Genomic DNA, 11,329 nt, shown 5'->3' on the forward strand with positions numbered 1-11,329 from the left:
GGCCTCCCTTGTCGCCCTGCTGGTGTTCCCAGTCTGTCGAGGCGTTAACGGCGCTACATCCCCCGGTGGTACGAACAGGGCTTAGGCCGGTACGACCATCGGCGTACCCCGCTCATGGCCGAACGGCCATGCGCAAGAGCGCGCGCGGCGGGCGTTTCGGGAGGACGTCAGCGGTAGGAGCCGAACGCCATGGAGCCGGCGAACGTCCCGTCGGGCGCCGTCGCGGACAGCCCGATCGTCGCCGGACGGTCCTGCTTGCCCGACCACAGGTCCAGCGAGATGCCGACGTCTTCCGGGACGACCTTGCGGACCGCGTCCGCGGTCTCCTTCGGCAGCAGGCCGTACACGCTGCCCATCAGCGCCTGCGCGAGGTAGTGGGTGCGGCCGTTCGCGTCCGGGCCGGTCACCACGTTGCCGGGCACGCCGCGGATGATGTACGTGAACTGCCGCGGGTCCGACCCCGTCCGCAGCTTCTCCAGCTGCGCGGCGCTGAGCTTGGACTTCGTCCACTTCTCGCCGTCGAACCCGGACAGCGTGCTCCCGCTCACGATCACCTTCTGCGTGATCTTGCTGAGCGTGCCGTCCTTCATCGTCTGCGTGACGCCGACCGCGTTCATCGAGAACGAGGGCCACAGGCTGATCGTCGCGGTCTCGGACGCCTGCTTGTAGTCGCCGCCCGTCCCGATCGTGAGCTTCACGCTCGTCTTGCGGACGAACGACCTCAGCTCGGGGCCCGGCTTCGGCGACGGGTTCGCCGCGGCGCCGCCCGGCCCGGCCGTCCGCCCGCCCGGCGTGCCCGCGCCGCTGCCGGTCCCGGTGCCCGAGCCGGGTGCGCCGGACGCGGACGGCGCCACCGCGCCCGACGTGGCGTTGTTCGGGTTCGCCGGGTCCGCCTGCGCCATCTGCGCGCTCGGCGGCAGGGCGCCCGAGTCCTTCGACGACATGACGCCGGTCTTCACCGCCATCAGGATCGCGGTGGGCACCACGGCCACGGCCGTGACGGCGGAGACGGCGATGATCCGGTCGGTTCGGCGCTTCACGGGGACGATTCAACACCAACCACACCAATCACAACAAAACGATCCGTCCAATAGAATTGTCCTGATCCGGACCGGGGGCGCGGTATCCCGCAGGTCAACGGCATGATCGCGACGTGACGCCCCTGGCTCCCGGCGCGGCCGGAGCCTCAGCCTCCGGCGAGGCGGTCGCGGAGCACCGACTTGCGGACCTTGCCGTTGCCGGTGCGCGGCAGCGCGTCGACGTACTCGATGCGGCGCGGCGTCTTGAACCCGGCGAGCCTCGCCCGGCACGCGCTGATCAGCTCCTCGTCCGCCGGCCGCGCGCCGTCGGCCACGATCACCGCGCACACCGACTGGCCCCAGCGCGGGTCCGGCAGCCCGACCACGGCGACCTCCCCGACGCCCGGGACCGTGCGCAGCACGTCCTCCACCTCCCGGGACGAGACGTTCTCGCCCCCGGTGACGATCACGTCCTTGAGGCGGTCGACCAGGTAGAGGTAGCCGTCCTCGTCGACGCGGCCGACGTCGCCGGTGCGGAACCAGTCCCCCGCGAACGCCTCCGCCGTCGCGTCCGGATCGTCCCAGTAGCCGGGCGTGACCTGCGCGCCCCGCACGACGACCTCGCCGAGCGCGCCCGTGGGGACGGGCGCCCCGTCCTCGCCGACCACCCGGATCTCGACGCCCTCCGCGGGACGTCCGGCCGACGCCGCCAGCCCCGGTCGCGACGCGATGGCGGCCCGGTGGTCGTCCGGGGACAGGAACGTCGCGTTTCCGGACAGCTCCGTCATGCCGAAGCCCTGGTTGAGGTCGCAGCCGAGCATGTCGTGCACCCGGCGCAGCAGCGGGACCGGCATCGGCGCCGACCCGTACGAGACCACCCGCAGGCCGCCGCGCAGCACCTCCAGCGCCGCCGGGTCGTCGGCCAGGTGCGCGAGCAGGTCCTCCAGCATGGTCGGCGCCAGCGACACGTTCGTGACACCGTGCCGGCGCACCGCCTCCACCAGGTCCGCCGGACGGAACCGGCGCATCACCACGGCATGCCGCCGGTACAGGTGATGCAGCATCACCTGGTAGCCCGCCACATGGCAGAGCGGGAACGGCGTGCAGAACACGTCGCCCGGACGGACCGGCCGCCCCGACGCCGACACCCTCAAGCCCGCGAGCAGGCTCGCGTGCGTGAGCCGCACCCCCTTGGGGCGGCCCGTCGTCCCGCTGGTGAACATCAGCCACGCGACGCCGTCCGGCCCCGTCTCCGTGCGGTCCGGTCGTCGCGGCGCGTCCCAGGGCAGATCGGTGACGGGCACGAGCGGAGGACGGCCGGCACCCAGATCCCCCTCGGCGGCGAGCCGGTCGAGCAGGTCCGTCTCGCCGAGCACGAGCGACGCGCCGCTGCGCACGATCTGGTCGGCCCACTCGCGCGGATGAAGCCGCTGGTTGAGCGGCACCAGGACGCGCCCGTCACGCGGCACCCCGTAGTAGGCGGCCACGTACTCCAGCCGGTTGTGCGCCAGCAGCGCCACGCGCGCCCCCGGCGGGCACCGCTCGCCGAGATAGGCGCTGAGGGCGTCCGTCCGCGCGCGCAGCTCCCGGAACGTCCAGGTCGTCCCGTCCACCGACAGCGCCGGAGCGTCGGGGGCGCCGTCCGCCGCCGCGTCGAGCACGTCGTAGAGCCGGTGGAGGTCCCCGCGCGGCGATCCGCCCATCACGCCCCTCTCCTCGCGATCCGGCGACGCAATCTACCGGCCGGGCGCGCCGCCGGACCCGCCGGTGCCGCTCAGCGGGAAGGGCTCCGGAAACGCGGCAGGGCGCCTCCGGATGGAGACGCCCTGCCGTTTCGCCCGTTTCACCCGCGGGCGGGGAAGCCCGTGATCAGGCCTCCTCGAGCTCCGCGGTGAGGTTGCGGACCGCGTTCGGGTCGACGGGGATGCTCGGCCCCATCGACGTCGTCAGCGCGGCCTTCTTCACGTACCGGCCCTTGGCCGCGGACGGCTTGAGCCGCTGGATCTCCTCGACCGCCGCCGCGTAGTTCTCCACCAGCTGGCGCTCGTTGAAGGACGCCTTGCCGATGATGAAGTGCAGGTTCGCGTGCCGGTCCACCCGGAACTCGATCTTGCCGCCCTTGATGTCGGAGACCGCCTTGGCCACGTCCATCGTCACGGTGCCGGTCTTCGGGTTCGGCATCAGGCCGCGCGGACCGAGCACCCGGCCCAGGCGGCCGACCTTGCCCATCTGGTCCGGCGTCGCCACGACCGCGTCGAAGTCCAGGAAACCGCCCTGGATCCGCTCGATCATGTCGTCCGACCCGACCAGGTCGGCGCCGGCCTCGCGGGCCTCCTCCGCCTTCGCGCCGCCCGCGAACACCAGCACCCGGGCGGTCTTGCCGGTGCCGTGCGGCAGGTTGACGGTGCCGCGCACCATCTGGTCGGCCTTGCGGGGGTCGACCCCGAGCCGCAGCGCGACCTCGACGGTCGCGTCGAACTTGGTGACGGTGGTCTCCTTGGCCAGCTTGACGGCCTCGGCCGGGCTGTACAGCCGCTCCCGGTCGATCTTCTCGGCCGCCGCGCGGTAGCCCTTGCTGCGCTTCATGCTCGTTCCTCCAAGGAACTCGTGGTACGGGCCGCGCCCGGCCCTGCCACTGGGTGGTGAACTACTTGACCTCGATGCCCATCGACCGCGCGGTGCCCGCGACGATCTTCTCCGCGGCCGCCAGGTCCTTGGCGTTGAGGTCGGGCATCTTGGTCGTGGCGATCTCGCGGATCTGGTCCGCGGTGACCGAGCCGACCTTGGTCTTGTGCGGCTCGCCGCTGCCCTTCTCGACACCGGCGGCCTTCAGGATGAGCTGCGCGGCCGGCGGGGTCTTGGTGACGAAGGAGAACGAGCGGTCCTCGTAGATGGTGATCTCTACGGGGATGACATTGCCGCGCTGGGACTCCGTCGCAGCGTTGTACTGCTTGCAGAAGTCCATGATGTTGACGCCGTGCGGGCCGAGCGCGGTACCCACCGGCGGCGCCGGCGTGGCCTGGCCCGCCTGGAGCTGGACCTTGACCAGGGCCGCCACTTTTTTCTTCGGAGGCATGTCTCTCCTCTGTGTTCCGTTTCACTGTGGTCCCGACTCCCGGTTCTCCGGGCAACGCGGCGGGCGGAACATGACCACCGTGTTGGGACCTTGGCCGACCCCGCATCCCCGCGTGCGCGGGGAGCAAAGCTGCGCCTTGACGAGCGCGGCGATGTTCTTGGGGCCATCCCCGCATGCGCGGGGCCGATCGATGTCCCTCGCCCGGAGGCGAGACGAGCATCGGGCCGCCCTCGCCGAGGCGAGGACGACCCGTCAAGACTACGTGCTGATCAGACCGCGCCGGACGGGCGGCGGCGGTCAGATCTTGGAGACCTGGTTGAAGCTCAGCTCGACCGGGGTCTCCCGGCCGAAGATCGACACCAGCACCTTGAGCTTCTGCTGCTCGGCGTTGATCTCGTTGACGGTGGCGGGGAGGGTGGCGAACGGGCCGTCCATGACGGTGACCGACTCGCCGACCTCGAAGTCGACGGTGGCGGCGACCTTGGCCTGCTCCTTGGCCTTGGCGACGCCCTCCTCCGGCTCGGGCGCCAGCAGGTTCGCGACCTCGTCCAGGCTCAGCGGGGACGGCTTGTTCAGCAGGCCGACGAACCCGGTCACGCCCGGCGTGTTGCGGACCGCGGCCCACGACTCGTCGGTCAGCTCCATCCGGACGAGGATGTAGCCCGGCAGGACCTTCTCGTTGACCTTCTGCCGCTTGCCGCCCTTGATCTCGGTCACCTCGTGCTGGGGGACCTCGATCTGGAAGATGTAGTCCTCCATGTTGAGGGTCTGGGTGCGGGTCTCGATGTTGGTCTTGACCCGGTTCTCGTACCCCGCGTAGGAGTGCACGACGTACCAGTCGCCCGGCTGGAGGCGCAGCTGCATCTTGAAGTCGGCGTACGGGTCGGCGGGCGGCTCGGCCTCGGCCTCCTCGTCCTCGCCTTCCGCGTCGTCCTCGCCGGCGGGCGCGTCCGCGGCGTCGGCGGCGTCCGCGCCCTCGACGGCCTCGGCGAGGTCGGCGGCGTCCGCGGCGGCGTCGGGCGCGACGCCCTCGCCCTCGAGCTTCTCGTCCGCGGGCACGGCCTCGCCGGCGGCGACGGCGGCCTCGGCCGCGTCCTCGGCGGGCTCGGCCGCCTGGCCGGCCGCAGCAGCCGCGGCGGACTGGGCCTCGTCAACGGCCTCGTCGTAGGGCGGCTGTGAGGGCTCGGACACGGTGACTCTCTCTCCGGACGTCTGCGATGGGATTGGCGGTGCTTCTTGGCGGGTGGTGCGGCGCCGGGCGGCGATGGCCGCTCCGCCGACCGGCCTCAGCCGAAGATCTTGTAGATCCCCTGCTGCAGGCCGTAGTCGAAGCCGGACACGATCGCGACCATGATGAGCACGAACACCAGGGACACGGTCGTGTAGGTGACGAGCTCGCGGCGGGTCGGCCAGATGACCTTGCGCAGCTCGGCGATGACCTGGCGCACGAACAGCGCCGGAGTGGTCCGCCTGGGAGCGGACTTCCCCTTGCCTTCGTCCTTGGCCGCGGCCTCGCCGCGCGTCTCAGTCGCCATTGCCGCCGTTCACCTCATAGGTCGTGTTCCAACCACCCAGTGGTTGTCGCGCGGCCCGCGCCGCGGAACGCCACGGCGGGCGCCGTGGCGCGGCCGGCACCGGTGCGCGCACCGCACCTCGCAGGGCAGGAGGGACTCGAACCCCCAACCGCCGGTTTTGGAGACCGGAGCTCTACCAATTGAGCCACTGCCCTTCATTCTCCGGCTAAGGAGAACACCCCGGCCGCGGGACCGGGTCGGTGCCGTGCCCCAGCTTACGACCTCTTGGGTATGCCCGTGTGCGGACAGGGTCGTATGCCGGTGACGCGTCACTAGGGAGAGGAGTCTACGTCGCCGAGGGCTCCGCGTCGAACCGGACGGCGCGGAAACCCGCGCGGCCGCCGCGAAGGGCATGTCACCGGGCCCGGTATATCGCTCGGGTCATGGCCTCGCTTCTGTAACGATAGGGATATGAGCATCGACCGTCCTCGCATCTCCAAGCGCATCGCCGCGATATCCGAGTCCGCCACGCTGGCCGTGGACGCCAAGGCCAAGGCCCTGAAGGCGGCCGGTCGCCCGGTCATCGGCTTCGGCGCGGGCGAGCCCGACTTCCCGACGCCGGACTACATCGTCGAGGCGGCGGTCACCGCCTGCCGGGTGCCCCGCTTCCACAAGTACACGCCGGCGGGCGGCCTGCCCGAGCTGCGCGCCGCCATCGCCGAGAAGACCGAGCGGGACTCCGGCTACAAGGTGGACGCGTCGCAGGTCCTGGTGACCAACGGCGGCAAGCAGGCGGTGTACGAGGCGTTCGCGGCGCTGCTGGACCCGGGCGACGAGGTGCTCGTCCCGACCCCGTACTGGACGACCTACCCCGAGTCGATCAAGCTGGCGGGCGGCGTGCCGGTGGACGTGGTCGCCGACGAGACCACCGGCTACAAGGTGAGCGTCGAGCAGCTGGAGGCGGCCCGCACCGACCGGACGAAGGTGCTGCTGTTCGTCTCCCCGTCCAACCCGACGGGCGCGGTCTACTCGCGCGACGAGATCGAGGCGATCGGCCGGTGGGCCGACGAGCACGGCCTCTGGGTGATCACGGACGAGATCTACGAGCACCTGGTGTACGGGGACGCCGAGTTCCACTCGATGCCCGTCGTGGTGCCGGAGCTGGCCGACCGCACCCTGGTGCTGAACGGGGTGGCGAAGACGTACGCGATGACCGGCTGGCGGGTGGGCTGGCTGATCGGCCCGGCGGACGTGGTGAAGGCCGCCGCGAACATGCAGTCGCACGCGACGTCGAACGTGGCGAACGTCTCGCAGGCCGCCGCGCTCGCCGCGGTGACCGGCGACCTGTCGGCGGTCGCGGAGATGCGCAAGGCGTTCGACCGGCGCCGCCAGACGATCGTGCGGATGCTGAACGAGATCCCCGGCGTGGTGTGCCCGGAGCCGGAGGGCGCGTTCTACGCGTACCCGTCGGTGAAGGCGCTGCTGGGCAAGGAGATCCGCGGCAAGCGCCCGGAGACGTCGGTGGAGCTGGCGTCGCTGATCCTGGAGGAGGCCGAGGTCGCGCTGGTGCCCGGCGAGGCGTTCGGCACCCCCGGCTACTTCCGCCTCTCCTACGCCCTGGGCGACGACGACCTCGTCGAGGGCGTCTCCCGGGTCGCGAAGCTCCTGAACGAGGCGAGCTGACCCGACCGAGACCACACCGGCCCCGGACGCGAAAGCGCCGGGGCCGGTCCTTTTGTACAGCGACTCTGCGCACCGGCCTCAGCCCGCGCCCCAACCACGCGCCGGCCCGAGCCGTCGCGATCGCGAGCGAAGCCAAGTTCGAGCTTGCGAGAACTTGATCGCGCAGCGAGCCCCCAGGGCGAGTCGAAGCGATGCAGCGATCGCACGCATCGCCCGTTGAAGGGAAGGCGCTCTAGCGCCTGACCGCCGAGGGCGATGCAAACAAACACAGGAACGCTCCGGCGGGGAACGGTCCTGGCGGCCCCTCTCCGCCATTCGAGGACGTCCCCGCCGGAGCGTGGTCTAGGGGCGGACGCCTTCCGCGATGCGCATGAGCTGGTCCTTCGCGGCGCCGCCGGCGGTGACGGTGACGCCGGTTCCGGGCTTGGCGATCCAGGAGATCTGGCGTCCGGAGCCGGGGCGGTCGCCGGTGAGCGCGGGCATGCCGCGGACGGTGGTGCGGGTCGGGACGCCGCCGACGGGGGCGAGGTCGGTGAGGCCGACGCCGCTTCCCTTGATGAGGGCGATCTGCACCCAGCCGTCCGTCCCGCCCCATTTGCAGGTGGTGGTGCGGCGCTTGGCGTCGCCGGTGGCCGTGCAGGGGGCGGTGGCGGCGAGGCCGCCCGGCAGGTAGGTGACCCACTTCGGGAGCTTCACGGCGGGGCCGGGCGCGCCGGGCCGTTCGCCTCCGCCGCCGGCGTCGCCGGACCGCGGGTGCTCGGACGGCTTCGGCGTCGACCCCGCCTCGGGCCTCCCCTCTGGCGACGGGGACGCTGGGAGGCCCGAGGCGGGCGGCCGTTCCGGCTGCTCGAGGACCGCGGGTCCGCTCGTGGGGCGGGAGGTCGCGGAGTCCCCGGCAGGTGTGGCCCGGAACGACTGGTAGGTGGGCACCAGGGCGAGCGCGGCGACGGACGCGGCGGCGACGCCGACGGTGGCGCGGATCCGGTTCGTGCGGCGCCGGTGGCGGCGGCGCACGTCGGCCACGAGCGAGGGCGGCGCGGCCGTCCCCGCCACCTGCTCGGCCATGGCCGCGCGGAGTTCGCTCTCCAGGTCCATCGTTCAGCTCCCCAGTGGCGCCAGGTTCGCGCCGAGTCGCTCCCGGAGTCTGGCGAGCCCCCGGGATGCCTGGCTCTTCACGGTGCCGACGGAACAGCCGAGCACCCGCGCGGTCTCCGCCTCCGAGAGGTCCTCCCAGAAGCGCAGCACGAGCACGGCCCGCTGGCGGGCGCCGAGCCTGCGCAGTTCGTCCATGAGCGTCCCCCTCAGCTCGACGGCGTGGGTGCCCGAGAGCGTCGGCGTCTCGGGCGGCCTCGCCATGTGGATCTCCCGCAGCACCTTCCACCGCCGGGACCGGCTGATCACCAGGTTGACCAGGATCCGGCGGACGTAGGGCTCGGGGTCTGTGTCGGCGTCCAGCCGTCCCCAGTGCCGGTACGCCTTCTCCAGCGCGGTCTGCAGGATGTCCTCGGCGTCCTGCCGGGCACCGCACATCAGCGAGGCGGTGCGCAGCAGGGCATCGCCGCGTTCCGCCACGAACTCAACGAACGACTCGTCGTCTCGACGCCCCACTGTTCTCCGTCCGGGTGGAGGGAATCCCGCGTCCTGGGCGGACGGCCCCGCGCCTGGCCGTCCGCCCGGGTCCTTCTTCTTACTGGTGCGCCTGCCGCAGCGCGGTGGCGATGTCCTTCGGCCCGCCCGCGAGGACGGGGTTGCCGTTGACGAACAGCGAGTAGCCGCTGGGGTCGAACACCAGGACCCCGCCGCCGCGCGGCCCCTGGTAGGCGGCGACGCCGTCGATGGTGAGCGGGGTGCCGCCCTCGGGGAGCTTCAGAGCCTGCCGCAGCTGATTCTGCGTCATCCCGGCGGGGGTCTTCAGGCTTTCGACGGTCAGCCACTGGCCGGCCTTGCCGGTCCACTTCTGCGTGACGGCGCAGATGTTGAGCTTCTTGAGGTCGGCGGTGCCGGGGGTGGCGGAGACGTACTTGAGGCCCTTGGCGAGCATGACGGTCCGCTCGACGGTCCCGCCGACCTTCACCGCGGGGGTGAGGGTGCGGCAGTCGAGGGCGGGCGCGGCGGGCAGCGCGGGCTTGCCCGGGATGCTCGCGGACGGCTTGGCGGCCGGGGCGCCGGCCTTGCGCAGCGGCTTGGCGGACGGCGCGCAGGTCGGCAGGTTCGGCCGGCCCGACGGGAGCGCGGTCGGCTGGGTGCCGGGGGCGACGACGCCGGGGACGCCCGGGTTCGGGACGTTGACCGTGGGCTTGCCGGCCTCGGCCTTCTTCTTGAGGGCCTCGGTCTCCTTGCGCAGCTGCTCGGTCCCGGGCAGCTTGCTCGCCGGCACCTTGCCCGCGGGCACCTCACCGGTCTTCGGGAGCTCGCCGGTCTTCGGGAGCTTGCCGTCCGTGGGGAGCTTGCCGGTCTTCGGCAGCTTGCCCGTCTTCGGGAGGGCGGGCAGGCAGGTCGGCGCGGTCTTCGGCGCGGCGTCGACGACGCGGTGCGCGGCCGGCAGCTTCGAGTCGCCGGACTGGAGGCCCGCGTTCTGGTGGGAGCCGGTCATGGCCCACGTGGCGCCGCCGCCCACGGCCACGGTTCCGATGGCGCCCGCAGCGATCAGTGCGGCCTTCAGCGTGATCATCGTCTGAGTCCCTCTCTGCCCGTCCGGTGTTCTCCTCTTGCGCCCCTCGTATACGCGCGACCACGGAACGGGGTTGCACGGGGTTCCCAAGTTTTTTCGGTGATGTCCACGGGCGCGGATGGCCGCCGGGTGCCATGCGGGGTAGTCCGGTGTGATGATCCTGGTGGGGCGGGGGTTCAGCGGGTCGAACGATCCGGCAACATTGGTCCATGGAGGCCCGTACCGTGTCACCCCGCCCGCCGCAGGACCGTTCCCCGCGAGAGGACCCGGAGCCGTCCCGCATCGAGCCCGCCGCCGCGCGGCCCGGCTCCGCCCGTCCGGACGTGGCCCTGCTCCCCAAGGCGCATCTGCATCTGCACTTCACCGGGTCGATGCGGCATTCGACGCTGGTGGAGCTGGCCGCCGAGCACGGCGTCCACCTGCCGGACGCCCTGGTGGAGGACTGGCCGCCGAAGCTGCGGGCGACCGACGAGCGCGGCTGGTTCCGGTTCCAGCGGCTGTACGACATCGCCCGTTCCGTCCTGCGGACGCCCGACGACCTGCGGCGGCTGCTGCGGGAGACGGCGGAGGACGAGGCGGCGGAGGGGTCGGGCTGGCTGGAGATCCAGGTGGACCCGAGCGGGTACGCGGCCAAGTTCGGGGGGCTGACGCCGACCGTCGAGCTGGTGCTGGACGCGGCGCGGGAGGCGGGCGAGGCGGCGGGCATCGGGATCGGCGTGGTGATCGCGGCGAACCGGACCCGGCACCCCCTCGACGCGAAGACGCTCGCGCGGCTGGCCGTCCGGTACACCGGGCAGGGCGTGGTGGGGTTCGGGCTGTCGAACGACGAGCGGCGCGGCCGGGCCTACGACTTCGAGGGGGCGTTCCGGATCGCCAAGCGGGGCGGGCTGCTGTCGGATCCGCACGGCGGGGAGCTGCTCGGCCCGGCGAGCGTCCGGGAGTGCCTGGAGACGCTGGACGCCGACCGGATCGGGCACGGCGTGCGGGCGGTGGAGGATCCGCGGCTGCTGGACCGGATCGTGGACCGGGGCGTGACGCTGGAGGTGTGCCCGGCGTCGAACGTGAGCCTGGGGGTGGCGGCGACGCCGGAGGACGTCCCGGTGCGGCGGCTGTTCGAGGCGGGCGCGTCGATCGCGCTGGGCGCCGACGACCCGCTGCTGTTCGGGTCGCGGCTGGCCCGCCAGTACGACATCGTCCGCGACGTGCACGGTTTCTCCGACGCCGAGCTGGCGGAGCTGGCGCGGCAGTCGGTGCGCGCGTCGGCCGCTCCCGACGACGTCCGCAAGCACCTCCTGGCCGGTATCGACGCCTGGTTGTGTTAACGGCATTGCCCTTGGCGGGGGGGGCCCGAGGGGGGGGGGCCCAG

General features: G+C 72.3%; 11 protein-coding genes and 1 tRNA gene. 2 read left to right on the forward strand and 10 right to left on the reverse strand.

Annotated features, from left to right (window positions below; all coding sequences use genetic code 11):
- Nucleotides 1-167: 167 nt before the first annotated feature.
- The 7 genes from ABZ914_RS11725 to ABZ914_RS11755 form a co-directional block, all read right to left on the reverse strand.
- Entirely contained in the window at nt 168-1,040 is an 873-nt protein-coding gene (locus tag ABZ914_RS11725) for a hypothetical protein (RefSeq protein WP_500192955.1), read from the reverse strand.
- A gap of 146 nt (nt 1,041-1,186) precedes the next feature.
- Nucleotides 1,187-2,722, reverse strand: coding sequence for a class I adenylate-forming enzyme family protein (locus tag ABZ914_RS11730; protein ID WP_500192956.1), 1,536 nt, complete (start codon nt 2,720-2,722; stop codon nt 1,187-1,189).
- Nucleotides 2,723-2,888: 166 nt separating this feature from the next.
- Nucleotides 2,889-3,605, reverse strand: coding sequence for a 50S ribosomal protein L1 (rplA, locus tag ABZ914_RS11735; protein ID WP_190863961.1), 717 nt, complete (start codon nt 3,603-3,605; stop codon nt 2,889-2,891).
- Between the two features lie 61 nt (nt 3,606-3,666).
- Complete coding sequence (gene rplK / locus ABZ914_RS11740) at nt 3,667-4,095, reverse strand: 50S ribosomal protein L11 (protein WP_387021939.1); 429 nt, start codon at nt 4,093-4,095, stop codon at nt 3,667-3,669.
- A gap of 297 nt (nt 4,096-4,392) precedes the next feature.
- Nucleotides 4,393-5,286: a transcription termination/antitermination protein NusG gene (nusG, locus tag ABZ914_RS11745; RefSeq protein WP_500192957.1), complete on the reverse strand. Its 894-nt coding sequence runs from the start codon at nt 5,284-5,286 to the stop codon at nt 4,393-4,395.
- A gap of 95 nt (nt 5,287-5,381) precedes the next feature.
- Nucleotides 5,382-5,630: a preprotein translocase subunit SecE gene (gene secE / locus ABZ914_RS11750; protein WP_500192958.1), complete on the reverse strand. Its 249-nt coding sequence runs from the start codon at nt 5,628-5,630 to the stop codon at nt 5,382-5,384.
- Nucleotides 5,631-5,751: 121 nt separating this feature from the next.
- A tRNA-Trp gene (locus tag ABZ914_RS11755) sits at nt 5,752-5,824 on the reverse strand.
- A 256-nt stretch (nt 5,825-6,080) separates the two neighbouring features.
- On the opposite strand from ABZ914_RS11755, the gene ABZ914_RS11760 reads away from it, so the two are divergent.
- A complete protein-coding gene (locus tag ABZ914_RS11760; protein ID WP_190863955.1) occupies nt 6,081-7,292 on the forward strand; it encodes a pyridoxal phosphate-dependent aminotransferase in 1,212 nt (403 codons plus the stop codon).
- A 342-nt stretch (nt 7,293-7,634) separates the two neighbouring features.
- Here the strand turns inward: ABZ914_RS11760 and ABZ914_RS11765 are convergent, their stop codons facing one another.
- The 3 genes from ABZ914_RS11765 to ABZ914_RS11775 form a co-directional block, all read right to left on the reverse strand.
- On the reverse strand, nt 7,635-8,387 hold the full coding sequence (locus tag ABZ914_RS11765) for a hypothetical protein (protein ID WP_500192959.1): 753 nt from the start codon (nt 8,385-8,387) through the stop codon (nt 7,635-7,637).
- A gap of 3 nt (nt 8,388-8,390) precedes the next feature.
- Nucleotides 8,391-8,900 carry a SigE family RNA polymerase sigma factor gene (locus ABZ914_RS11770; RefSeq protein WP_190863952.1) on the reverse strand — a complete coding sequence of 170 codons (510 nt, stop codon included), beginning with the start codon at nt 8,898-8,900 and terminating at the stop codon, nt 8,391-8,393.
- 79 nt (nt 8,901-8,979) lie between these two features.
- Nucleotides 8,980-9,963: a hypothetical protein gene (locus ABZ914_RS11775; protein WP_500192960.1), complete on the reverse strand. Its 984-nt coding sequence runs from the start codon at nt 9,961-9,963 to the stop codon at nt 8,980-8,982.
- A 209-nt stretch (nt 9,964-10,172) separates the two neighbouring features.
- Here ABZ914_RS11775 and ABZ914_RS11780 point away from each other — a divergent pair, with 209 nt between their 5' ends.
- Nucleotides 10,173-11,285: an adenosine deaminase gene (locus ABZ914_RS11780; RefSeq protein ID WP_500192961.1), complete on the forward strand. Its 1,113-nt coding sequence runs from the start codon at nt 10,173-10,175 to the stop codon at nt 11,283-11,285.
- The last annotated feature ends 44 nt before the right edge of the window (nt 11,286-11,329 follow it).

It is taken from the genome of Spirillospora sp. NPDC046719 (assembly GCF_040645715.1).
In the GTDB taxonomy this organism is placed as follows: Bacteria; Actinomycetota; Actinomycetes; order Streptosporangiales; family Streptosporangiaceae; genus Spirillospora.

Coding starts and splice junctions, on each gene's coding strand:
- ABZ914_RS11730 (WP_500192956.1), bottom strand. CDS start 2,722: ATGGGCGGATCGCCGCGCGGGGACCTCCACCGGCTCTACGACGTGCTC.
- rplA (WP_190863961.1), bottom strand. CDS start 3,605: ATGAAGCGCAGCAAGGGCTACCGCGCGGCGGCCGAGAAGATCGACCGG.
- rplK (WP_387021939.1), bottom strand. CDS start 4,095: ATGCCTCCGAAGAAAAAAGTGGCGGCCCTGGTCAAGGTCCAGCTCCAG.
- secE (WP_500192958.1), bottom strand. CDS start 5,630: ATGGCGACTGAGACGCGCGGCGAGGCCGCGGCCAAGGACGAAGGCAAG.
- ABZ914_RS11760 (WP_190863955.1), top strand. CDS start 6,081: ATGAGCATCGACCGTCCTCGCATCTCCAAGCGCATCGCCGCGATATCC.
- ABZ914_RS11765 (WP_500192959.1), bottom strand. CDS start 8,387: ATGGACCTGGAGAGCGAACTCCGCGCGGCCATGGCCGAGCAGGTGGCG.
- ABZ914_RS11775 (WP_500192960.1), bottom strand. CDS start 9,963: ATGATCACGCTGAAGGCCGCACTGATCGCTGCGGGCGCCATCGGAACC.
- ABZ914_RS11780 (WP_500192961.1), top strand. CDS start 10,173: ATGGAGGCCCGTACCGTGTCACCCCGCCCGCCGCAGGACCGTTCCCCG.